The organism is Pseudooceanicola atlanticus (genome assembly GCF_000768315.1).
Taxonomy (GTDB): Bacteria; Pseudomonadota; Alphaproteobacteria; order Rhodobacterales; family Rhodobacteraceae; genus Pseudooceanicola; species Pseudooceanicola atlanticus.
Genome location: NZ_AQQX01000014.1, coordinates 41,070 through 61,900 on the forward strand (window position 1 = coordinate 41,070; position 20,831 = coordinate 61,900).

Annotated in this window: 24 protein-coding genes and 2 tRNA genes; 13 read left to right on the forward strand and 13 right to left on the reverse strand. The window is 64.0% G+C overall.

What is annotated here, in order from left to right:
• Nucleotides 1-90 precede the first annotated feature (90 nt).
• Nucleotides 91-1,485: a sensor histidine kinase RegB gene (gene regB, locus ATO9_RS19640; RefSeq protein WP_043753421.1), complete on the reverse strand. Its 1,395-nt coding sequence runs from the start codon at nt 1,483-1,485 to the stop codon at nt 91-93.
• Between the two features lie 90 nt (nt 1,486-1,575).
• On the opposite strand from regB, the gene ATO9_RS19645 reads away from it, so the two are divergent.
• A complete protein-coding gene (locus tag ATO9_RS19645; protein WP_043753424.1) occupies nt 1,576-2,205 on the forward strand; it encodes an SCO family protein in 630 nt (209 codons plus the stop codon).
• Between the two features lie 80 nt (nt 2,206-2,285).
• A complete protein-coding gene (locus ATO9_RS19650) occupies nt 2,286-2,834 on the forward strand; it encodes an ActR/PrrA/RegA family redox response regulator transcription factor (RefSeq protein WP_043753427.1) in 549 nt (182 codons plus the stop codon).
• 81 nt (nt 2,835-2,915) lie between these two features.
• Here the strand turns inward: ATO9_RS19650 and ATO9_RS19655 are convergent, their stop codons facing one another.
• Nucleotides 2,916-3,398, reverse strand: a complete 483-nt coding sequence (locus ATO9_RS19655; protein WP_043753429.1) for a GNAT family N-acetyltransferase — start codon at nt 3,396-3,398, stop codon at nt 2,916-2,918.
• Nucleotides 3,395-3,991 carry an HD domain-containing protein gene (locus tag ATO9_RS19660; protein WP_043753431.1) on the reverse strand — a complete coding sequence of 199 codons (597 nt, stop codon included), beginning with the start codon at nt 3,989-3,991 and terminating at the stop codon, nt 3,395-3,397. The genes ATO9_RS19655 and ATO9_RS19660 overlap by 4 nt, the downstream gene beginning before the upstream one ends.
• A gap of 340 nt (nt 3,992-4,331) precedes the next feature.
• Between ATO9_RS19660 and ahcY the strand changes: the two genes are divergently transcribed.
• From ahcY to ATO9_RS19675, 3 genes are all read left to right on the forward strand, one after another.
• Complete coding sequence (gene ahcY / locus ATO9_RS19665) at nt 4,332-5,720, forward strand: adenosylhomocysteinase (RefSeq protein ID WP_043753434.1); 1,389 nt, start codon at nt 4,332-4,334, stop codon at nt 5,718-5,720.
• Nucleotides 5,721-5,844: 124 nt separating this feature from the next.
• On the forward strand, nt 5,845-6,468 hold the full coding sequence (locus ATO9_RS19670) for a trimeric intracellular cation channel family protein (protein WP_043753436.1): 624 nt from the start codon (nt 5,845-5,847) through the stop codon (nt 6,466-6,468).
• Between the two features lie 172 nt (nt 6,469-6,640).
• The gene (locus ATO9_RS19675) at nt 6,641-6,994 is read left to right on the forward strand and encodes a hypothetical protein (protein WP_043753438.1); all 354 of its coding nucleotides are present in this window, start codon (nt 6,641-6,643) and stop codon (nt 6,992-6,994) included.
• Nucleotides 6,995-7,053: 59 nt separating this feature from the next.
• On the opposite strand, the gene ATO9_RS19680 is transcribed toward ATO9_RS19675, so the two are convergent.
• Both ATO9_RS19680 and ATO9_RS19685 read right to left on the reverse strand, forming a co-directional pair.
• Entirely contained in the window at nt 7,054-8,592 is a 1,539-nt protein-coding gene (locus tag ATO9_RS19680) for an alanine/glycine:cation symporter family protein (protein WP_043753440.1), read from the reverse strand.
• Between the two features lie 19 nt (nt 8,593-8,611).
• A complete protein-coding gene (locus ATO9_RS19685; protein ID WP_043753441.1) occupies nt 8,612-9,049 on the reverse strand; it encodes a universal stress protein in 438 nt (145 codons plus the stop codon).
• 255 nt (nt 9,050-9,304) lie between these two features.
• Between ATO9_RS19685 and ATO9_RS19690 the strand changes: the two genes are divergently transcribed.
• Entirely contained in the window at nt 9,305-9,646 is a 342-nt protein-coding gene (locus ATO9_RS19690; RefSeq protein WP_043753443.1) for a DUF2853 family protein, read from the forward strand.
• Nucleotides 9,647-9,808: 162 nt separating this feature from the next.
• Here ATO9_RS19690 and ATO9_RS19695 read toward each other — a convergent pair whose 3' ends face one another.
• The 5 genes from ATO9_RS19695 to tsaD form a co-directional block, all read right to left on the reverse strand.
• Nucleotides 9,809-10,201, reverse strand: a complete 393-nt coding sequence (locus ATO9_RS19695) for a DUF1761 domain-containing protein (protein WP_043753446.1) — start codon at nt 10,199-10,201, stop codon at nt 9,809-9,811.
• Between the two features lie 69 nt (nt 10,202-10,270).
• Nucleotides 10,271-10,693 carry an EVE domain-containing protein gene (locus ATO9_RS19700; RefSeq protein ID WP_043753448.1) on the reverse strand — a complete coding sequence of 141 codons (423 nt, stop codon included), beginning with the start codon at nt 10,691-10,693 and terminating at the stop codon, nt 10,271-10,273.
• Nucleotides 10,693-10,965 (reverse strand): YciI family protein, encoded by a 273-nt coding sequence (locus ATO9_RS19705; protein ID WP_043753545.1) that lies wholly within the window; start codon nt 10,963-10,965, stop codon nt 10,693-10,695. Before ATO9_RS19705 ends, ATO9_RS19700 begins: the two co-directional genes overlap by 1 nt.
• Nucleotides 10,966-10,967: 2 nt before the next feature.
• Nucleotides 10,968-11,924, reverse strand: a complete 957-nt coding sequence (locus ATO9_RS19710; RefSeq protein WP_043753450.1) for an NAD(P)H-dependent glycerol-3-phosphate dehydrogenase — start codon at nt 11,922-11,924, stop codon at nt 10,968-10,970.
• Complete coding sequence (gene tsaD / locus ATO9_RS19715) at nt 11,921-13,012, reverse strand: tRNA (adenosine(37)-N6)-threonylcarbamoyltransferase complex transferase subunit TsaD (protein WP_043753452.1); 1,092 nt, start codon at nt 13,010-13,012, stop codon at nt 11,921-11,923. The genes ATO9_RS19710 and tsaD overlap by 4 nt, the downstream gene beginning before the upstream one ends.
• 91 nt (nt 13,013-13,103) lie before the next feature.
• Between tsaD and ATO9_RS19720 the strand changes: the two genes are divergently transcribed.
• The 4 genes from ATO9_RS19720 to ATO9_RS19735 all read left to right on the forward strand — a co-directional run bounded on the left by ATO9_RS19720 (nt 13,104) and on the right by ATO9_RS19735 (nt 16,945).
• Nucleotides 13,104-13,799, forward strand: a complete 696-nt coding sequence (locus ATO9_RS19720) for a uroporphyrinogen-III synthase (protein ID WP_162183086.1) — start codon at nt 13,104-13,106, stop codon at nt 13,797-13,799.
• Nucleotides 13,800-13,847: 48 nt separating this feature from the next.
• The gene (locus ATO9_RS19725; protein WP_052418483.1) at nt 13,848-15,200 is read left to right on the forward strand and encodes a COG4223 family protein; all 1,353 of its coding nucleotides are present in this window, start codon (nt 13,848-13,850) and stop codon (nt 15,198-15,200) included.
• Between the two features lie 9 nt (nt 15,201-15,209).
• Nucleotides 15,210-16,742: a heme biosynthesis protein HemY gene (locus ATO9_RS19730; RefSeq protein WP_043753457.1), complete on the forward strand. Its 1,533-nt coding sequence runs from the start codon at nt 15,210-15,212 to the stop codon at nt 16,740-16,742.
• Between the two features lie 127 nt (nt 16,743-16,869).
• A tRNA-Thr gene (locus ATO9_RS19735) sits at nt 16,870-16,945 on the forward strand.
• A 239-nt stretch (nt 16,946-17,184) separates the two neighbouring features.
• Here the strand turns inward: ATO9_RS19735 and ATO9_RS19740 are convergent.
• Nucleotides 17,185-17,260, reverse strand: a tRNA-Ala gene (locus ATO9_RS19740).
• Between the two features lie 96 nt (nt 17,261-17,356).
• Complete coding sequence (locus tag ATO9_RS19745; RefSeq protein ID WP_043753459.1) at nt 17,357-17,680, reverse strand: TIGR02300 family protein; 324 nt, start codon at nt 17,678-17,680, stop codon at nt 17,357-17,359.
• 113 nt (nt 17,681-17,793) lie between these two features.
• Here ATO9_RS19745 and ATO9_RS19750 point away from each other — a divergent pair, with 113 nt between their 5' ends.
• The 3 genes from ATO9_RS19750 to ATO9_RS19760 are packed head-to-tail and all read left to right on the forward strand — an operon-like array spanning nt 17,794 to nt 19,805.
• Nucleotides 17,794-18,486, forward strand: a complete 693-nt coding sequence (locus tag ATO9_RS19750; RefSeq protein WP_043753550.1) for a M48 family metallopeptidase — start codon at nt 17,794-17,796, stop codon at nt 18,484-18,486.
• 51 nt (nt 18,487-18,537) lie between these two features.
• The gene (locus tag ATO9_RS19755; protein WP_043753462.1) at nt 18,538-19,185 is read left to right on the forward strand and encodes a GntR family transcriptional regulator; all 648 of its coding nucleotides are present in this window, start codon (nt 18,538-18,540) and stop codon (nt 19,183-19,185) included.
• Nucleotides 19,182-19,805, forward strand: coding sequence for a glutathione S-transferase family protein (locus ATO9_RS19760; protein ID WP_043753464.1), 624 nt, complete (start codon nt 19,182-19,184; stop codon nt 19,803-19,805). Before ATO9_RS19755 ends, ATO9_RS19760 begins: the two co-directional genes overlap by 4 nt.
• Here the strand turns inward: ATO9_RS19760 and ATO9_RS19765 are convergent.
• Nucleotides 19,802-20,803, reverse strand: coding sequence for an acetyl-CoA carboxylase carboxyltransferase subunit alpha (locus ATO9_RS19765; protein WP_052418484.1), 1,002 nt, complete (start codon nt 20,801-20,803; stop codon nt 19,802-19,804). The two genes, ATO9_RS19760 and ATO9_RS19765, sit on opposite strands and share 4 nt — an antisense overlap.
• Nucleotides 20,804-20,831: the final 28 nt, after the last annotated feature.

Genomic DNA, 20,831 nt, shown 5'->3' on the forward strand with positions numbered 1-20,831 from the left:
ACGAAATATACCCATTACGTTACACGTCCAGAGATTAACCGATTTAGTAAATAAATCATTAAGAATTGGATTTTTTGACGCCAAGTCGAGTCAGGATTGGATCGGCTGGTTCTCACCATATCTCACCGGAGTGTCACCATCGCGGGCGTCGATCGTGCGGCGGGGCCAGACGACCTCGACCACGGCGCCGGTCCGTTCGGAGTTCTTCCCGAACCGTCCGTGATGATCCGGTCCATTGGCAAAGCTAAGCTCTGCGCCGGTCCGCTCCAGCAATGTCTTCGCGATGAACAGGCCAAGGCCCATGCCTTCATATCCTGGCCGCTGCGAGCCATCGTCACTGTATCGCCTGCGCCGCATGAATGGGTCCCCGATCCGCCCGATCACCTGCGGGGCATAGCCGCGCCCGTCATCCATGATGCGAATGGCGATCTGATCGTCGGACCATTGCGCCTCGACCCAGACATGCGCGGTCGAGAAATCGACGGCGTTCTGGATCAGGTTGCGCAGACCATGGATCAGTTCGGGCCGGCGCAGGATGCTGGGGGGCGGAGCGTCCTCCTCCTCTCCGGCGAATTCGAAATGGATTTGCTTGCCACGGTTCACATGCGGCTCTGCTGCTTCTTCGACGACCGTTGTCAGGGGGGCCTGGCGCAGGTGGAGGTCATCCTTCCCCGCCCGTCCCATGGAGCGCAGGATGTCGCGGCACCGGTCGGCCTGTTCCCGGATCAGCCGGGCATCCTCGGCCAGGTCGGGCCGGTCGTCCAACTCCTCCGCCAGCTCCGAGGATGTCAGCTTGATCGTCGCGAGAGGCGTGCCAAGCTCATGCGCGGCGGCGGCGACGACACCCCCCAGATCGGTCAGCTTCTGCTCGCGCGCGAGCGCCAATTGCGTGGCTTGCAACGCGTCCGACATGGAGTGCAACTCGTTCGCGATCCAGCGGGAATAGATCCCGAGAAAGATGATGGCGATCACGATGGCAAGCCACTGGCCGAACAGGAAAACATCCGCGATCTGAAGGATGAACCCCTCGGACGTGCGCAGGGGCAGATGAAATTCGGTCAGCAGCGTGACCAGAAAGATCGCCACCGACCCCATAAAGAGCGTCGAACGCCCTGTCAGCGCCATGGCGGACACGGTCACGGGCCCCACCACGAGGATCGAGAACGGATTATGCAGACCGCCGGTCAGGTAGAGCAACAGCGCCAGTTGCAGGAGGTCAAAGAGAACCATCAGCAGGTTCTCGGCTTCGGACAGGCGCTTGCTTTCGGGGAAGACGACGCTGGCGATCAGGTTGCCGATGACAGAGGTCCCGACCACCAGGAAGCACATGCCGTATTCCAGGGAGAGGCCATAGACCTCTCGCGCGACCAGAAGCGCCGCTAGCTGACCGCTGATGGCGCCCCAGCGAAGCAGGATGATCGTGCGAAGACGGATCCAGTTGCCGCGCTCCTGGCCCTTGAGGACGTCGAAATTCGGTTCGGCCATGGTCGCTCTGCGCTCACTTGTCCTGATTGAAACCCTGGGAATAATTGTTAGGTCTGCCGGCAAGTACACGCAATCGCCCAGAGGATTCCCATGACCCGCATCTATGCCATCGTCGCCGCTGTTGCGATTATCCTTTTGACCGCAGGGGTTTGGGTCTTCACCGCCATGGGGCGCAACGACGATGTCTTTGCCCAGTGCCGGTCATCGGCGGTGGCCGGCGGGACAGGTCAGATCGGCGGGCCCTTCACCCTTGTGGACGAAACCGGGGCGACGGTCACTGACAAGGACGTGATCGACGAGCCGTCGCTGATCTATTTCGGCTACACCTACTGCCCTGACGTCTGCCCTTACGACATGGCCCGCAACGCAGAGGCCGTGACGATGCTGGAAGAACAGGGATATTCGGTGAAGCCCGTCTTCATCTCGATCGATCCGGAGCGCGACACGCCCGAGCAACTGGCTGATTTCACGGATTATCTTCACCCGCGCCTGGTGGGCCTGACCGGGTCGGCCGAGCAGATCAAGGCGGCAAGCCAGGCCTATCGGACCTACTACAAGAAGCAGGAGCCCGAGGATGGCGACGAGGATTATTACCTCGTGGACCATTCGACCTTTACCTATCTGACACTACCTGAAGAAGGGTTCGTGGAGTATTTCCGGCGTGATGAAACACCCGAGGCGATGGCCGAGAAGGTCGCCTGTTTCCTGGACGCCAGATAACGAACCCTGAATGTTTGACGCTACGCATGCGGCGGGATACAAACTGCTGACTGCGCAAGGAAATTCTGGAGGTCGATCGGATGGCGGAAGAGCTTGATCTTGGCGAAGACAAGTCGCTGTTGTTGGTCGATGACGACGAAGCCTTCCTGAAGCGACTGGCTAAGGCCATGGAAAAGCGCGGTTTTCAGGTGGAGATGGCGGGATCGGTCGCGGCGGGCAAGGCCATCGCGACAGCGCGTCCCCCGGCCTATGCGGTCTGCGATCTGCGGCTTGAGGATGGCAACGGGCTGGACGTTGTCGAAGTGCTGCGCGAGAAACGCCCCGACAGCCGGATCGTCGTTCTGACCGGTTATGGTGCGATTGCCACGGCGGTTGCGGCGGTCAAGATCGGGGCCACGGATTACCTCGCCAAACCCGCGGATGCCACTGATATCACGAATGCTTTGCTGGCTCGGGGGGATGAACTTCCGCCGCCGCCCGAGAACCCGATGAGCGCGGATCGCGTGCGCTGGGAACATATCCAGCGGGTCTATGAATTGTGCGATCGGAACGTGTCTGAAACCGCGCGTCGGCTGAACATGCACCGCCGGACGCTTCAGCGGATCCTGGCAAAACGCAGCCCCCGTTAACCCACCGAACGGCACGTCGGTATTGCGTCGGTATCCGGTCGGTATTGCGTCGGTGCGAAACGCGGTGCCGCGGACCGGCGGTTACAGGTCGTAACGCTTGAGGATCTTGTCGACCGTCGTGCCGTTGCCCAGGCGACAATCCCGGATGCGTCCGTAATCCTCGAACCCGCGGCTCTGGTAATAGGTCAGACCACTGGCATTGTCGGCGCGGATTTCCGCATTGATCCAGATGTAACCGGCAGCCTGCGCGGCATCCCTGGTCGCGGCGAAAAGCTTTGACCCGATCCCCAGACCCGTCTGTCCGACCCGGGCAAAGGTCGCGATCTGTCCGACCGGGTCTTCGTGATCGGGATGCGGTTCGACCCATTGGAACCCCATCAACGTGCCCTCGTCATCTTCGGCCACATGCCAGAGCGAAAGGGGCCCATCGCCCATCTTGGCCCGCAACATGGCGGCGTCGGTCGGATTGGTCATGGCGGTGGTGCCGCCGATGGCGATCACTTCGTTCAACAGGTCGGACATGGCGCGGCAATCCATCGACCCGGCGCGGCGAACATGGATCATGACATCAGCTCCAGCAATTCGGCATGACGGTTAGTAAAGTCGTTACGGACCTCGACCGGCGGGCGCAGGTCGATCCTGAGTCCCTCGATCACCTCCCGGTCCGGGCGGCCGAAGAACTTGTCCGCCTCGCCGATGGAGAACCCGGCGATCTGGGTCGCCTCCATCCAGGCAGAGATCTTGTCGGCCTTCTTGATCCTGCGCTTGAGCTGCGGTGCCGTGACGGCGGGCAGGCCGAAACGGATATGTATCGCGGCGGTCAGACGGTCGTCCAGTGCGCCGTAACCCGGCCCGACGGCGGCCTTCACCGGGGAAATCATGTCGCCGATCACGTATTCGGGTGCGTCATGTAGAAGCGCCGTCAGGCGGTCCGCCGGGGTCGCATCGGGGGTGATGCGGTGAAACAGCGCCTCGACCAGCAGGGAATGTTCCGCGACGGAATAGGCGTAATCGCCATAGGTCTGACCGTTCCACCGGGCCACGAAGGCCAGGCCATGGGCGATATCCTCGATCTCGATATCCACCGGGGTCGGGTCCAGCAGGTCGAGCCTGCGCCCCGACAGCATGCGTTGCCACGCGCGTGCCTGTTTGGCCATGAGTTGCTCCGTCTTTTTCGTGGGTTGGATACCGGGCTTTGCTGGCGCTGTCACCGGGAGTTGGGCGCCTGATGGCGGTTTTCGCGGCGCCCGAACCGGGCTGCGATGCACGTTGAACCGACGGGCCAGTCACCGGGTCCCAGCGCTGGGGACAAGCATCGCATTCGCCGGGCATCTTGCACAGCTGTGGCTTTCGCAGGCCCGAGCGCACAAAAATTTCCCATCCGGTCTTTGTGAAAGTGCAACCTGGACAGGATAGAGGCGTATAAGGGCTGTGAGCTTGCTGTCTGTCGGGGCGGCTGGTAACCCAAAGCCCGTGCGTCACAAAAAGGATCGTTTTATGACCCAGGACTACGTCGTCAAAGATATCTCCCTCGCCGCGTTCGGCCGCAAGGAACTCGATATTGCGGAAACGGAAATGCCGGGGCTCATGTCCCTGCGGGAGGAGTATGGCGATAGCAAACCGCTGAAGGGCGCGCGCATCGTCGGGTCGCTGCACATGACGATCCAGACCGCCGTGCTGATCGAAACGCTGGCTGCGCTGGGCGCCGATGTGCGCTGGGCTTCTTGCAACATCTTCTCGACCCAGGACCACGCTGCCGCGGCAATCGCCGAAGCGGGCATTCCGGTCTTCGCGATCAAGGGCCAGACCCTTGAGGAACATTGGGATTACCTGGACAAGTCCTTCATGTTCGAGGACGGCCCGAACATGATCCTGGACGATGGCGGCGATGCGACGCTGTACGTCCTGCTGGGGGCCCGCGCCGAAGCCGGCGAAGACGTGATCCCGGTTCCCTCCTCGGAAGAGGAAGAGGTGATCAAGAAGCAGATCGCCAAGAGGATGAAGGAATCCCCGGGCTGGTTCACCAAGGTGCGCGACCAGATCAAGGGCGTGTCCGAGGAAACCACCACCGGCGTGAACCGCCTGTACCAGCTGGTCCGTGCCGGTCAGCTGCCTTTCCCGGCGATCAACGTGAACGACAGCGTCACCAAGTCGAAATTCGACAACAAGTATGGCTGCAAGGAATCGCTGGTCGACGGTATCCGCCGCGCCACCGACACCATGATGGCCGGCAAGGTCGCCGTGGTCTGCGGTTATGGCGATGTGGGTAAAGGTTCGGCCGCGTCGCTGAAAGGGGCCGGTGCCCGTGTGATCGTGACCGAGATCGACCCGATCTGCGCCCTGCAGGCCGCCATGGACGGGTTCCAGGTCACGACGCTGGAAGACGTGATCGACACCGCCGATATCTTTGTCACCACCACCGGCAACAAGGACGTCATCCGGATCGAGCATATGCGCGCTATGAAGGACATGGCGATCGTCGGCAACATCGGCCACTTCGACAATGAAATCCAGGTCGCCGCGCTGAAGAACCACAAGTGGACCAACATCAAGGAACAGGTGGACATGATCGAGATGCCGAACGGCAATCGCATCATCCTGCTGTCCGAAGGCCGTCTGCTGAACCTCGGCAACGCCACCGGCCACCCGTCCTTCGTGATGTCCGCGTCCTTCACCAACCAGGTCCTGGCCCAGATCGAGCTGTGGACCAAGGGCGACGAGTACAAGAACGAGGTCTACATCCTGCCCAAGCACCTGGACGAGAAAGTCGCCAGCCTGCACCTGGAGCGGATCGGCGTGAAACTGTCCAAGCTGGCGAAGGAACAGGCCGATTATATCGGTGTGTCGCCGGAAGGTCCGTTCAAGCCGGAGCATTACCGCTACTGATCCATCGTCCTTCGGAACGACAGGAAGATTGGGCCGCCGGACATGGGTTCGGCGGCCCTTTTCTTTGCGATTGCCGTGTGGCGTGCGGGATGTGATATGCCGGGCCGACCAAGAGGAGGAACCGATGACGGCCGTCACGATCTTTGCGGTGCTCGATCTGCTGGGCACCTTCGTCTTCGGGTTGAGCGGCGCAATGGTGGCGATCCGCCGTCAGCTGGACCTGTTCGGCATCATGGTGCTGGCCACGGCCACGGGCGTGGTGGGCGGCACGATCCGGGACATCCTGTTGGGCGACACGCCGCCCGCCGTGTTGCAGAACCTGGTGCCGCTGGCAGTGACCTGTGCGGCGGGGCTGTGCGGGTTCTTCTTCTTTTCGCTGATCGACCGGCTGAACCGGCCGGTCATGCTGCTGGATGCGGTCGGCCTTGGGGTGTTCGCGGTGGCGGGCTGCCAGAAGGCGCTGGTCTTCGGGCTGGAACTGCCGGGCGCGGTGCTGCTGGGCATGATCAGCGCCGTGGGCGGCGGCGTGGTGCGCGACGTGATGGCGGCAGAGGTGCCGCGCGTCCTGCACGAGGAGGTCTATGCCCTGGCGGCCTTGGCCGGGGCGCTGACCTACGGGCTGGGCCTGCGGGCGGGATTGCCGGGCACCTATGCGGCGAGCGGAGCGATCCTGCTGGCCTTTGTGCTGCGGGTGGCCAGCGTGCGGTTCGGGTGGCGGTTGCCACGGGCGCCCGGCGGCCCGAGGTGAGTCGCGGCTGTCAAATCTTCTGACGTTGAAAGTTTCATAATTTCAAAGAATTTTTCACGAAAATTATTGTAGTTTTTACGGCCCCTTTTTTGCCCCTCGTGCGTTGTCCCGACGTGAACGCCCGTTCATTTGCGGCGCGGTTCGCGGCACGGAAAACTGGTAGGAGGCACCATTGGCCTGGAAGGTCGCATTCGTCATGTCCTGTCTGACCCTCGCATCCAATGGTGCGGGAGCGGAGGATCTGGGCAGATGCGTGTCCCTCGATACGGCCTTTGGTCAGCATTGCGACTCGCGCAATTCCCTGACGGTTACCGCGACGAATACCTGCCAGCAGCCAGCCTATGTCAAAGGCTGCGCGCAAAATCGTGACGGCACCTGGGCCTGCGGCAGCGAGGCGGCCTTGAGCCCGTCGAAGAGCGTGCAATTGGCGCAGGCCTGTTACAGTTCCGGCCGGTACAAGTTTGCGGCGTGCAGCGACGGGGCGTCGGAATGCGGGTTTCCCGATCCGGAGCCGTTCAGCCAGTGATGTGAGGAAATTGGGGATGTCCCGCGCCGGGTGTGGCGCGGGACGGTTTCAAGCCGCGTTCAGTGCTTGAACTTCTTGATCTCGCCCGAACGCAGGCGAGAGATGTAGCTGTTCAGCTCTTTCTTCACGATCGGCATCAGCAGGTAGAGCGCGATGATGTTCACGATCGCCATGGAGAAGAGCATCGCATCCGAGAAGTCGATGACCGGCCCGAGGTTGGCAGCGGCCCCGATGACGATGAACAGGCAGAAGATCACCTTGAACACGGTTTCCTTGGCCGCGCCTTCCCCGAAGAGGTAGGTCCAGGCCTTGAGGCCGTAATAGCTCCACGAGATCATGGTCGAGAAGGCGAAGAGCACAACCGCCACGGCCAGCAGAACCGGGAACCACGAGAAGGCCCGCGCATAGGCGGCAGAGGTCAGGGCGACGCCCGCGACTTCGCCTTCGGTGGAGATCCGGCCGGCTTCGGCATTCCAGATGTAGAGCCCGGTTTCCGGATCGACATTCAGAACGCCGGTGATGACGATGACCAGCGCGGTCATCGTGCAGATCACCACCGTGTCGATGAACGGTTCAAGCAGGGCGACATAGCCTTCGGTCACCGGCTCCTTGGTCCGCACCGCAGAGTGCGCGATGGCGGCAGAGCCGATCCCGGCCTCGTTCGAGAACGCGGCGCGGCGGAAACCCTGGATCAGGGCGCCGGTGAAGCCACCGACAACGCCAAGCCCGGTGAACGCGCCAAGGAAGATCTGACCGAAGGCCCAGCCGATCATGTCGTAGTTCATGATCAGGATGATCAGCGACACGAGGACGTAGAAGATGCCCATGAACGGCACGACCTTTTCCGTCACCGAAGCGATGGATTTGATCCCGCCGACGATCACGGCAAAGGTCACGCCTGCCAGCAGGATACCGGTGATCCAGCCCGGATAGTCACCCACGACACCGGCAAGCTGGGCATGCGCCTGGTTGGCCTGGAACATGTTGCCGCCGCCAAGGGCGCCCAGGATGGTGAAGATGCAGAAGAGCACCGCCAGCACCTTGCCGCCCGGAAGGCCGCGTTCGCCGAACCCCTTGGTGATGTAGTACATCGGGCCGCCCGACACCCGGCCATCGGGGTATTCGTTGCGGTATTTCACGCCCAGCGTACATTCGGTGAACTTGGTCGCCATGCCGAAGAGCCCGGCAATGATCATCCAGAAGGTCGCGCCCGGCCCGCCGATCCCGACGGCCACGGCCACGCCCGCGATGTTGCCAAGGCCCACCGTGCCCGAAAGCGCGGTGGCGAGGGCCTGGAAGTGCGACACCTCCCCGGCGTCATCGGGGTCGGAGTAATCGCCTTTCACCAGCTGGATGGAATGCCAGAACCCCTTGAGCTGAATGAAGCCGAAATAGCCGGTAAAGATCAGCGCGCCGACAACAAGCCAGAGGGCGATCCAGGAGAAATTGGTACCAGGCAAAGGGGCAAAGATAAAAGAAACGTACCAGCCGGTGTAATTGGCAAAGATATTGTTGATGGTTTCGTCGATACCCTGGGCCATGGCAGGTAAAGGCGCCATGGAGGCGGCGAGGGCAGTGAGGGCTGTTTTCAATCGCATAGCTTTCAAACTCCTTCGCTCAGGGTACGATGACGGTTGGCACGGGCGCGACCTGCGCCAGACCGATGGGAACCGAGCCGAAGACCCGTGCCGCCATGGATTGCGACCCGGCGCGGCCGACAAAGATCATTGCGGCATCTTCCTGGGCGGCGATCTCGGCGATGAGTTCGACGACGTTGCCGAATTTCAACCTGCAGTCGACTGCGATTCCCGCCGCCTTGACCTTTTCCATCGCCGGATCGAGCACGGCCGACTTGGCGCGCTCGAGCTCTTCCGCGCGGCGCTGCTTGCGTTCTTCAAGCTCCTGCGGCGTGAGGAAGGAATATGGTGACCATTCGAGGATATGGACCAATAATAATTGGGCCCCGTCCTTCTTGGCCCGTTCGATCGCGTAATCGATCAGGCTGGTATCGCCGTCGCCGCCTTCGTAAGCGACGACAAAGGTTTCCGTCGTCATGCGGTGTCCCCCGTTCCATTTTTTTGCGTTTCGCACCCGATCCGGGGCGCGCCTTCGGATCGGCCGCAGGTTGAGCCTGCGCGATGCGTCATGAACTTGTCACGAAAAAAGCTGCACTCTGGGTTGAGCTTTCTTCGGTGAGCAAAAAATTAAGAAACTTTTCGCGTTTTCCGGACGCGGGTCTATAAAAGTGGTGTCGACAGGGGAAAATACGCCTGAGGCCAGTGCTTTGACGGGAATAAGAGGAAGACTGAAATGGGTAAGAGAGACGATCTGATCGCGAAGTATGCCGACGATCTGAAAGAGAAATGCGGAATGACCCCCGACATGGATCTTTTGACCAAGGTCACGATTGGCTGCGGGCCTTCGATCTACAATGACGACGCGTCCACCGTCGCCAGCAGCCAGGAGAGCGAGCTGGAAACGGTGAAAGAGAACTTCCTGATGAAGAAGCTTGGCCTGGCCGATGGGCCCGAGCTGATGCAGGCGATTGACAGCGTGCTTGAGACCTATGGCAAGTCGAACCGCAACAAGTACCGCGCGGTCGTCTATTACATGCTCGTCAAACATTTCGGAAAAGAAGCCGTTTACGGCTGATTTTTTAAGATATGTCCGAAATTAGGGGCATTCTAACGACTTGCGGTTTTGACGACGCCCCTGGTCGGTATAGTATTCCTGAAGGGCCGCTTCGTGGTGGGAGTGGGTCTTGAGTGTTGAAGGGTCCGGATTTGGTGTCCGGACCCTTTTCACGTCCGGGGTTCAGAACAGGCCCAGCACCAGTCCGATCACCGCCGATCCGAGGATCGAATAGCCACCATCGAGGATCGTCAGCTTGAACGGACGCTGCGCATAGGCGTAATTCATCGCGACCCAGGGCGTGATGAAGAAGAGGCCGATCCCCAGCCCGGCGACCAGGCTTTCGCCAAGGGTTTCGATCCCCGCCATGGCAAAGATGTGCCGCATCATTCCCGCGACGAGGATCATGCAGATGCCGGCGATCACGAAAGGCAGGGGCGAGCCGTTCTTCGGGCGGCCGGTTTCGTCGACCTCGATCCCCGCGGCCTGTATCCAGGGTTTCGACAGCGCCATGTACCAGACCGCGCCCATGGCAAACCCCGCAAGAGCCGCCACCAAAACTGCCACAACGCCCATCTCATCCTCCTGAAGCACAGCGTTCACGGGGTGAGTTTAGGCAGGGAACCGAGCGATCGCCTAGCGTTTTCAGACGCCGTCGACGCCGCCCATCTTGCAGATCAGGGCCCATTCGTCTTCGGTGACGGGTTGGACCGACAGGCGGGAATTCTTGACCAGAACCATGTCTGACAGCGCCTCGGTCGCCTTGATATCGTCCAGCGTGACCGGGTTGGGCACCGGTTTCACGGCCTTGATGTCCACGCATTCCCAGCGGTCGTCATCGGTGGTGCTGTCGGGATGGGCTTCGGCGCAGACCTCGACAATCCCGACGATTTCCCGCGTTTTCTGTGAATGGTAGAAGAATCCACGGTCCCCCACCGACATCTCGCGCATGAAGTTGCGGGCCTGGTAATTGCGGACGCCGTCCCATTCCTCGCCTGTCTCGCCCTTGGCGACCTGGTTGTCCCAGGACCAGGTGTCGGGTTCGGATTTGAAAAGCCAGTACCGCATCACCCGATCACCTTCTTCCAGGGCGTCAGGGTGACATCGGCGAAGAGCCCGGCCTTGGCATAGGGGTCGTTGTCGGCCCAGCCTTGCGCAGCGGCGGCGTCGGCCACGTCGAGGATGACCAGCGATCCGCACATGTCCCCGTTCGCGTCCAGCAGCGGGCCGGCCTGGGTGACGACTCCGGTCTCGTCGATATAGGCGAGGTGGGCATCGCGGTTGGCCTTGCGGATATCCAGCGCGCCGGGTTTGTCATGGGCCATCAGGGCAAAAAGCATCTTCATTCCTCCTTCAGGGGGCGGGAGAGCAGCAGGTCCATCACCTGCGGAACTTTCAGGTCACCGCCGATCAGGCCGACAACGGCATCGGTGATCGGCATGTCGATCTGCATCTCGCGGGCCTGGGCCTGCACGGCGCGGGCGGTGGCCGCGCCTTCGACCGTGATCGCGGGGTCGAAATCGTCGCCCTGGCCGATGGACCGGCCAAAGCGGTAATTGCGCGAGAGGTCCGAGGTGCAGGTCAGGGTCAGATCGCCGAAGCCCGACAGCCCGGCCAGCGTTTCGGGCCGCGCGCCAAGCGCCAGCGCCATCCGCTGCATTTCCGCATAGCCCCTTGTCATCAGCGCGGCGCGGGCGCTTTCGCCCAGACCGGCCCCGATGGCGGCGCCACAGGCGATGGCCATGACGTTCTTGAGCGCCCCGCCGATTTCCGCCCCGGTGACATCCGTCGTGCGGTAGAGCCGCAGGTTCGCCGTGGTCAGCCGCTGTTGCAGGTCGCGGCCAAGCGCGTCATCGGCACAGGCCAGCGTCAGCGCGGTCGGCAGGCGGCGGGCGATGTCCTGCGCGAAGGACGGGCCGGTCAGCAGGGCGATCTGCGCGCCGGGGCGTTCCTCTTCGATGACCTGCGAGGGGCTCTTGGTCGTCGTCAGCTCGATCCCCTTGCAACAGGCGACGAGGGGATGATCGCGCAGGGCAGGGGCATCGATCAGCGCCTGGCGGAGTTTTTGCATCGGCACTGACAGCAGCGCCGGGCCGTCGGGCAGGTCGGTGATGTCGCCGGTCACCCGCAGCGCCTCGGGAAAGGCCATGTCGGGGAGCCGGGCGGCGTTGACACGGTCGGCCTGCATCCGTGCGACATGATCGGCATCGCGGGCCCAGAGCGTGACGGGCGTGCCGCCACGCGCCATGGAGATGGCAAGCGCGGTTCCGAAAGCGCCGGCACCGATGACCGAGATCATGCCTTGGGTCCTTTCCGGCCGCCGCCCAGCATGCCGGCGCTGGAACGGTCCAGCGGCCAGCGGGGCCGGGCGGCCAGTGTCATGTCATCGCGTTCGCCGCGTGCGAAACGCTCCAGCCCGGCATAGGCGATCATCGCGCCATTGTCGGTGCAGAGCGCCAGCGGCGGTGCGGTGAAGGCGGTGTGCATATCGGCGCAAACAGTCTCTAACCCGGCGCGAATGGCCTTGTTCGCGGCGACACCCCCGGCCACGGCGAGCATCGGCTGCGCGGGGTTTTCGGCAAGGTAGAGCGCGAGGGCACGGCGGGTTTTCTCGGCCAGGACATCGACAACGGCGGCCTGGAACCCGGCACAGAGATCGGCGCGGTCCTGCTGGCGCAGACCGTTGCCCTCCATCACCTGGTCGCGCATCCGCAGAACGGCGGTCTTGAGCCCGGAAAAGGACATGTCACACCCTTCGCGATCCAGCAGGGGGCGCGGGAACCGGAAGCGTTTGGCGTCGCCGTTGCGCGCCTCGGCCTCGACGGAGGGGCCACCGGGCTGGGGCAGGGCGAGCAGGCGCGCGGTCTTGTCGAAGGCCTCGCCCGGGGCGTCGTCGATCGTGCCGCCAAGGCGACGGTATTCGTCGGGGCCGCGCACCAGCAGGAACTGGCAATGCCCGCCCGAGACCAGCAGCATCAGGTAGGGGAAGACCGCGCCATCGGTCAGGCGCGGCGTCAGCGCGTGCCCGGCCAGGTGGTTCACCCCGATCAGCGGCAGCCCGGCACCAAGCGCGATGCCCTTGGCGCACATCACGCCGGACATTACGCCGCCGATCAGGCCCGGCCCGGCGGTCACGGCAATCCCGTCGAGGTCGCGAAGGCCCAGCCCGGCCTGGCTCAGCGCCTGGCGCACGACATCGTCCAGACGCTCGGCATGGGCGCGGGCGGCGATTTCCGGCACGACGCCGCCAAAGGCCGCGTGCAGGCTGGTCTGGCCCTCGACCACCGAGGACAGGACCTGCGCCTTGCCCGGCTGGCCGCGTACGACCGCCGCTCCGGTATCGTCACAGGAGCTTTCCAGCCCGAGGATGGTAAGAGCGTCCGACATCGACCCGCCGATTGCATGAAGACCCCCGTGCAGGTAGCACTGGCAAGTCCCTGAAACAATGGGGAGGCGCCGGATGCGACCGGTGATCCTGATGACACGCCCCGCCCACGACGGCGCAAGCACTGCCGCAGAGTTGGCCGCGATGACCGGCTGCGACGTGGTGCAAAGCCCGGTGCTTGATGTGCGTCGGGCCGCTGCGCTGCCCCCGATGGAGGGCGTGGCGGGCGTGATCCTGACCTCGCGCAATGCCGCGCGGGTCTATGGCGATCTGGGCGGTCCCGAGCGCCCCGCGATCTGCGTCGGAGAGGCAACGGCCCGCGCGGCCCGGGCCGCCGGGTTGCACGCGGAGGTCCGGGGCGGCGATGCGGAGGCGCTGGTGCAGGCGATGCTGGCCGATCCGGTGGCGGGCCGGTGGGTTCACCTGCGCGGGCGCCATGCTAGGGGCGATGTCGCTGCGCGACTTAACGCCGCCGGTCAGGACGTGAGCGAGGCGGTGATCTACGACCAGGTGCCGCTGCCCCTGACCGATGCCGCGCGCGATCTGCTGGGCGGGGATGCCCCGGTGATCGTGCCGCTCTATTCCCCGCGCAGCGCCAAGGAATTCAGGCGTCAGGCCGATCCGGGCGCGCCGCTGCACTGCATCGCCATGAGCGCGAACGTCGCGGCGGAACTGGACGGGATGTCGGGCGTTGATCTGATCATTGCCGAGGCGCCCGACGCCGCGGCGATGGCCCGCGCGGTAATGGCGACCCTTCAACGGGTTGAGGGCACCGGGGGCGCGCACTAAGGTAATCGTGCTGCATTTGCAAAGCAGGGATTCGAAAGGACAGTTTTCGTGGCCGCCAAGAAAAAATCCTCGAATGATGACGACAAGAGCGTTGATTTGGACGCCAAGTCCGCCGATCCATCCGCCGAGGAGATAGAGACCGTCCCGGGCGATGCGACCAACGGTGACGATACGGTCGAGCCGGGCGCCGAAGCCATCGAATTGCCGGAACCGGAGCGCGAGGATACGTCCACTGCCGCGTCGTCCGAGGGCGATGACAGCCTCGCTGCCGATGACAGCGTGACCGCGACCTCCGGCGAGGACAGCATCGACGCGACGGGTGATGATGCGGGCGACGACACCGCCCCCGTCGAGGACACCCCCGAGATCGCCGATACCGAGATGCCCGCCGAGGAGCGTCCCGAGCCGATCACCGAAGACACGTCCGCTGCCGCGCCGCCGCCTCCGCCGGCCCCGGCGGATGAGCCGAAGAAAGGCGGCGGTTTTTTCCCGGCGCTGCTGGGCGGCGTGATTGCCGCCGGGATCGGCTTCGGGGCCGCGACCTACATGAACATGTCGGGGGCCGGGACCGAGGATCTGACCCTGCGGCTGGACGAACAGGACCAGGCGCTGGCCGATCTGAAATCCGCCATGCCGGAGGTGCCGGACCTGGCGCCGCTCAACGATATCTCGACCGCCAACGGCACCGCGATCGTGGCCCTGACCGAACGTCTGGACGCGATGGAGGCGAGCCTGTCGGAGATGGGCACCCAGATCACCGAGCTTGAGAAACGCCCGATCAGCGAAGGCGTGTCGGAAAGCGCGATCCAGGCCTACGAGGCCGAGCTGGCCCGGCTTCAGCAATCCATGGTCGATCAGCGCGCCGAGGTCGAGGCAATGATCGAAGAGGCGCAGAACATGGAAGCCGCCGCTGCCGCACAGGTCGCCGACAGCACCGCGCGCGCCGCGCTGACGCGGATCCTGTCGGCGCTGGACGAAGGCATGGGCTTTGCCGATCCGCTGGAGGAACTGGCCGCGACAGGTGTGCAGATCCCCGATGCGTTGTCCGCCAATGTCGACGGTGTGCAGACCATGGCCGATCTGCGGGGGTCGTTCCCGCCGGCCGCGCGCGCCGCCTTGCAGGTGACACGGGGGGCCGGGAACGGCTCTGTCGGGGATTTCTTCAAGACGCAGCTGGGTATCCGGTCGCTTGAACCGAAGGAAGGCGACGATCCCGACGCCATCCTGTCCCGCGCCGAAGCCGCCGTGACACGCGGTGACCTCTCCACCGCCCTGACCGAGATCGAGGCCCTGCCCGAGCCGGCCCTGGCCGAATTGTCCGCCTGGCAGGCTGCTGCGCAGACCCGTCTGGACGCTGTTGCCGCGGCCAATGGCCTGATGGCCGATCTGAACTCGAATTAAGGAACGCCGATGCTCTGGTCCCTTGTAAAGATCGTTGTTTTCGTCGCCATGGTGGCGGCGGCCACGCTGGGTGCGAGCTATCTGCTCGATATGGAAGGTGGCGTTCTGATCGCTATGGGCGGGATCGAGATCAACCTGACCCCCCTCAAGGCGGTGATAGCCGCGGTGATCCTGGTGGTGGCGGTCTGGCTGTTCCTGAAACTGTTCGGCCTGCTGATCGCGCTGCTGCATTTCATCAATGGCGACGAAACAGCCCTGTCGCGCTATTTCGACCGCAACCGCGAGCGCAAGGGTTTCGACGCGCTGAGCGAGGGCATGATGGCGCTGGCCTCGGGCGAGGGGCGCAAGGCGCTGTCCAAGGCCGCGAAGGCCGAGAAATACCTGGATCGTCCCGAACTGACGACCCTGCTGACCGCGCAGGCCGCGGAACAGGTGGGCGACAAGGCTAAGGCCGAACAGGCCTACAAGCGCCTGCTGGCCAACGAAAAGACCCGGTTCGTCGGCGTCCGCGGGATCATGAAGCAGAAGCTCGCCGCCGGGGATACCGACACGGCGATGGCACTGGCCGAAAAGGCCTTTGCCCTGAAGCCTGCGCATGAGGAAGTGCAGGACACGCTGCTGAAGCTGCAGGCTCAGAAATCCGACTGGAAGGGCGCGCGCAGCACCCTGAAGGCCAAGCTCCGTCACGGCACCATGCCGCGGGACGTGCATCGCCGCCGCGACGCCGTGCTGGCCCTGTCGGAGGCCAAGGACGTCGTGGCCGAGGATTCGACCATCGAGGCCCGCGAGGCCGCGATCGAGGCAAACCGCCTGTCCCCCGACCTGGTGCCCGCCGCCGTCATGGCCGCAAAATCCTACATCGCCCAGGGGCAGAAGCGGAACGCCACCCGCGTCATCAAGAAGGCCTGGGAGGCCGCGCCGCATCCCGACCTGGCTGCCGCCTTTGCCGCCATCGAACCCGACGAGACGCCCAAGGAACGGCTGAAGCGGTTCAACACGCTGGTCAAGCTGGCGCCGAAGCATCGTGAAAGCCGCCTGCTGCTGGCAGAGCTGAACATCGCCGCCGAGGATTTCCCCGAAGCGCGCCGGGCCCTGGGCGACCTGGCCTCGGAAAGCCCCGATGCCCGGACCCTGACGATCATGGCCGCCGTGGAGCGCGGAGAGGGCGCCCCCGACGCCATCGTGAAGGGTTGGCTGGCGCGTGCCGTGTCCGCCCCGCGTGGCCCGCAATGGACCTGCGAGAACTGCCACCACATCCATGCCGCCTGGACCCCGATCTGCGACAATTGCGGGGCCTTCGACACGCTGGCCTGGAAGACAGGCCCCACGGCCGAGGTGCAGAGCGGAGTCAGCACCGCCATGCTGCCGCTGATCGTCGGATCGATCGAGGACAAGTCGGCCGAATCGGTGGAAGAGCCTGAGATGGCTGCGGAAACCGCCCCCGAACCTGCCGCCGAGCCGACGCTGGGACCGGAGCCCGAAGACGCGGAGATCCTGCCCCCCGAAGACACCCGGGACGAAGCCCCGCGGGCAGAGAAATAGGTCTTTCCCTGTGCGGGGCTGAGTGCTATAGCCCCGCCTCACGAGGACGTCCGATCCGGACGCCCCCGCCCTGCGCCCCGACCCGGTCGGGGACAGGACGTGCAGCAAAGCGCTGTACAAGAAGGATGCCGCTGTAGCTCAGCTGGTAGAGCACGTCATTCGTAATGATGGGGTCGGGGGTTCGAGTCCCTTCAGCGGCACCATCCTTCTTCCCTCTTCCGAACCGACAGACACCTGGGACCGCGAACGCAGATTTACGCATGTCGACTGGCTGCCGATGATTCGGGTTTATGGTGTGGCGATCAGGGGGCGTGCGCCGCCTCGTGTCGGGCCGGAATTCTTTGGCACTTCCACGCGGCTTGGAATCGAGAATACCGACAAATGGAACGGGGCGATTGTCCTGTCCATGTACAGCGTCGATGACCAACAAATCAAGGGGATTTGGTGGAGCCTAGGGGGATCGAACCCCTGACCTCTTGCATGCCATGCAAGCGCTCTCCCAGCTGAGCTAAGGCCCCATCGGCACGGGTTTCATCACCCGTGCGGCGCTATCTATGGGAAGCTTTCAGGCGGATCAAGCGAAAAATCCGCCTTTGTCGGCCTCCCTGTCGATATCAGGAATCGTCGTCGTCGCTGGCCACGTCAGCCAGTTCATCGAGGGACACGCTATCGTCGTCGTCATCCTCTTCGAGCAGGTCATCGTCCAGCTCGACATCGACGTCATCATCATCTTCCAGAACGGCGTCATCATCGTCGTTCGCCTTGGCTTTCTTGGCCGAGGCATCCTCCGCATCGGCGGCGATCATGCGGTTCTTGGATTCGTCGAATTCCACGACCTCGCCGGTATAGGGGCTGACGATCGGGCTTTTGTTCAGGTCGTAGAAACGCTTGCCGGTCGTGGGGCAAAGGCGCTTTGTACCCCATTCTTCCTTGGGCATGGTTATTCCCTTTCAGATGACATCTCTTGTCGACGATCCGCGTCCCCTGCCATAAGCAGATGAGGCTGTCAAAGGCTTTCCAGATGGGGCGCCGCCAACGGGTCGGGGATCATATGGGCCAGCATGTCCTGCCGGGCAACCCCCCGGTTGAAATCAACCTGAAACGGTCGACGCGTGCCCGGCGCATTTCGCTGCGGGTTTCGTCGCTGGACGGGCGCGTCACGCTGACCCTGCCGAAGGGCGTTTCCGAGAAGTCGGGCCTGGCCTTCGCCACCGAAAAGGCCGAGTGGCTGAGGGGGCATCTGGCCAAGCAGGGCGGTATCGTCCAGGTCGGGCCGGGGGCGTCGCTGCCGATCGAGGGGCGGATGCTGACGGTGACCGGCGGCACCGGGCGCAAGGTGCGGATCGAGGCGGACCGGGTGATCGTGCCGGGGACCGACGATGCCATGGCGGCCAAGCTTCTGGGATATCTCAAGACTCTGGCGCGGGACCGGCTGGCTCAGGCCTCTGACCATTACGCGGACGTGCTGGGGCGGCGGTACAGCCGGATTACGTTGCGCGACACGCGATCCCGCTGGGGGTCCTGTTCGGCCAGTGGCGGTTTGAGCTATTCTTGGCGGCTGATCCTCGCTCCGCCCGACGTGCTGTCCTATGTCGCCGCGCACGAGGTCGCCCACCTGGCCGAGATGAACCATTCGGAGCGGTTCTGGACCGCTGTGCAGTCGATCCACGGGCCCTATTCCGAACAGCGCGCCTGGCTGCGGCGCGAGGGCGCGCAGCTGCATCGCTATCGCTTCGAGGGCTAGGCGCAGATGCCGTATTGACGGGACCGGGAAATGTGATCACAAATCTGTTCCATGTTGATCCAGACCCGTCCCGATCCCAGCCCGGCCGCCCATGAACGCGTTTATCGCGGGCTGCGGACGCGCATCATGCACGGCGAAATCGCGCCGGGCGAATCCCTGACCCTGCGTGGCATCGGACGGGAATTCGGTGTCTCGATGACCCCGGCACGCGAATCGATCCGCCGGCTGGTGGCCGAAGGCGCGCTGACCCTGTCGGCCTCGGGCCGGGTGTCGACGCCCGAGATCACCAATGACCGGATCGAGGAGCTGGCGGCCCTGCGGTCGCTGCTGGAGGTCGAACTGGCCTCTCGCGCATTGCCGCGGGCGCATATCGCGCTGATCGATCGGCTTCAGTCCATCAACGGCGGCATCACCGAGATGGTCGAGCGCCATGATGCGGTCGGCTATATCCGGTCCAACCTCGAATTCCACCGCGCGCTGTACCTGCGTGCGCAGGCCCCGGCGATGCTGGCCATGGCGGAAACCGTCTGGCTGCAACTCGGGCCGACGATGCGCAAGCTGTACGGGCGTCTGCGGCGCAGCGAGCCGCCGCATTACCACCGCCTGATCATCGCCGCGCTGAAGGCCGGGGACGAACCGGGCCTGAGGCTGGCGGTGCGCATGGACGTGACCCAGGGTCTGCGCCTGCTGACGACGTGACCCGGCTTTGGGGCTATTACTACTCGGTCTATGCGCGCATCGCGCGGATGGCCCTGGCGGAGCGCGGGGTCGATTATGCCTGGGAAGAGGTCAATCCCTTCGACCCCGAGGCCGATAATCCCCACCCTTTCGGCAAGGTCCCGATGCTGGAGGATCGCGGCCACCGCATTTACGAGGCCACGGCGATCACCACCTATGTCGAAGCGCGCTGGCCCGGCCCGCGCTGGACGCGCGAGGACGCTTTGGCCCGGGCGCGCGAGGCGCAGGTGATCGGCATCGTGGATTCCTATGGCTACTGGCCCATGGTTCGTGAGGTCTTTGTCGCCGCCGTCGCCGATGTATCGGCAGGCGCGCCACGGGACGAGGCGCGGATCGCCAAGGGGATGGCGGATGCCACGAACGTCCTGTCAGAGCTTGAGGCGCTTGCCCATGAGGGTCACATCCTGAACGGTCACCTCAGCCGCGCCGATCTGCACCTGGCGCCGATGATGGCCTATTTCACGATGGCCGAAGAGGGCGCCGCCCTGCTGGCGTGCCATCCGGCCCTGTCGGAGTGGTTCAGCTGGATGCAGGCCCGCGACAGTTTCACTGCCACGACGCCTGTTTTCACGGATGCTTAGGCCGCGAGGCCCTTGGACCCCATCTTTAGGAATTTCTGCCGACGGTCGTTGAGCAGCTTGTCAGGCCCATGCCCGTCCAGTTCGCCCAGCATCGCCTCGATCGCCTTGCCGACCTTTTCGACGCTGGCGTCGCGGTCACGATGCGCGCCGCCCAGCGGTTCGGGGATGATCCGGTCGATGACGCCAAGGTAATGCAGGTCCTGCGCGGTCAGGCGCATCGCCTCGGCCGCTTCGCGCATCTTCTCGGCGTCCTTCCACAGGATGGAGGCGCAGCCCTCGGGCGTGATGACCGAATAGACCGAATGTTCCAGCATCGCGACGCGGTTGGCGGTGGCAAAGGCCACGGCGCCGCCGGACCCGCCTTCGCCGATCACGACGGAGACGAGCGGCACCTTCAGCTGAAGGCATTTCTCGGTCGAGCGAGCGATCGCCTCGGACTGGCCACGTTCCTCGGCGCCCTTGCCGGGATAGGCGCCGGGCGTGTCGACGAGCGTCACGACGGGCAGGCCGAATTTCCCGGCCAGTTCCATCAGGCGCACGGCCTTGCGGTAGCCTTCGGGGCGGGCCATCCCGAAATTGCGTTCGATGCGCGACTTGGTGTCGTTGCCCTTTTCCTGGCCGATCACGACAACGGCGCGATCGTTGAACCGGGCAAGACCGCCCATCACGGCGTGGTCATCGGCAAAGTTCCGGTCGCCGGCCAGCGGCGTGTATTCCTGGAACAGGGCCTCGATGTAATCCTTGCAATGGGGCCGGTCGGGGTGCCGCGCGACCTGGCATTTCCGCCAAGGGGTCAGACCCTTGTACAGGTCGGTCAGCATCGAGGCGGCCTTGGCGTCCAGTGCGCGGGCCTCGTCCTCGACATCCATGCCTTCGTTCTGCCGGGCCATGGCGCGCAGTTCCCGCGCCTTGCCTTCGATTTCGGCCAGGGGCTTTTCGAAATCGAGGTAGTTATGGGGTTCGCTGGCGGGCTTTGTTTGCACAGGTGTCTCGCTCATCTCGGTACCTCCGGGGCTTGGGGCTATA

Bases quoted from the DNA above. Each gene is read 5' to 3' on its own strand.
- regB (WP_043753421.1), bottom strand. From the start codon at position 1,485: ATGGCCGAACCGAATTTCGACGTCCTCAAGGGCCAGGAGCGCGGCAAC.
- ATO9_RS19645 (WP_043753424.1), top strand. From the start codon at position 1,576: ATGACCCGCATCTATGCCATCGTCGCCGCTGTTGCGATTATCCTTTTG.
- ATO9_RS19650 (WP_043753427.1), top strand. From the start codon at position 2,286: ATGGCGGAAGAGCTTGATCTTGGCGAAGACAAGTCGCTGTTGTTGGTC.
- ATO9_RS19655 (WP_043753429.1), bottom strand. From the start codon at position 3,398: ATGATCCATGTTCGCCGCGCCGGGTCGATGGATTGCCGCGCCATGTCC.
- ATO9_RS19660 (WP_043753431.1), bottom strand. From the start codon at position 3,991: ATGGCCAAACAGGCACGCGCGTGGCAACGCATGCTGTCGGGGCGCAGG.
- ahcY (WP_043753434.1), top strand. From the start codon at position 4,332: ATGACCCAGGACTACGTCGTCAAAGATATCTCCCTCGCCGCGTTCGGC.
- ATO9_RS19670 (WP_043753436.1), top strand. From the start codon at position 5,845: ATGACGGCCGTCACGATCTTTGCGGTGCTCGATCTGCTGGGCACCTTC.
- ATO9_RS19680 (WP_043753440.1), bottom strand. From the start codon at position 8,592: ATGCGATTGAAAACAGCCCTCACTGCCCTCGCCGCCTCCATGGCGCCT.
- ATO9_RS19685 (WP_043753441.1), bottom strand. From the start codon at position 9,049: ATGACGACGGAAACCTTTGTCGTCGCTTACGAAGGCGGCGACGGCGAT.
- ATO9_RS19690 (WP_043753443.1), top strand. From the start codon at position 9,305: ATGGGTAAGAGAGACGATCTGATCGCGAAGTATGCCGACGATCTGAAA.
- ATO9_RS19695 (WP_043753446.1), bottom strand. From the start codon at position 10,201: ATGGGCGTTGTGGCAGTTTTGGTGGCGGCTCTTGCGGGGTTTGCCATG.
- ATO9_RS19700 (WP_043753448.1), bottom strand. From the start codon at position 10,693: ATGCGGTACTGGCTTTTCAAATCCGAACCCGACACCTGGTCCTGGGAC.
- ATO9_RS19705 (WP_043753545.1), bottom strand. From the start codon at position 10,965: ATGCTTTTTGCCCTGATGGCCCATGACAAACCCGGCGCGCTGGATATC.
- ATO9_RS19710 (WP_043753450.1), bottom strand. From the start codon at position 11,924: ATGATCTCGGTCATCGGTGCCGGCGCTTTCGGAACCGCGCTTGCCATC.
- tsaD (WP_043753452.1), bottom strand. From the start codon at position 13,012: ATGTCGGACGCTCTTACCATCCTCGGGCTGGAAAGCTCCTGTGACGAT.
- ATO9_RS19720 (WP_162183086.1), top strand. From the start codon at position 13,104: ATGACACGCCCCGCCCACGACGGCGCAAGCACTGCCGCAGAGTTGGCC.
- ATO9_RS19730 (WP_043753457.1), top strand. From the start codon at position 15,210: ATGCTCTGGTCCCTTGTAAAGATCGTTGTTTTCGTCGCCATGGTGGCG.
- ATO9_RS19745 (WP_043753459.1), bottom strand. From the start codon at position 17,680: ATGCCCAAGGAAGAATGGGGTACAAAGCGCCTTTGCCCCACGACCGGC.
- ATO9_RS19750 (WP_043753550.1), top strand. From the start codon at position 17,794: ATGGGCCAGCATGTCCTGCCGGGCAACCCCCCGGTTGAAATCAACCTG.
- ATO9_RS19755 (WP_043753462.1), top strand. From the start codon at position 18,538: ATGTTGATCCAGACCCGTCCCGATCCCAGCCCGGCCGCCCATGAACGC.
- ATO9_RS19765 (WP_052418484.1), bottom strand. From the start codon at position 20,803: ATGAGCGAGACACCTGTGCAAACAAAGCCCGCCAGCGAACCCCATAAC.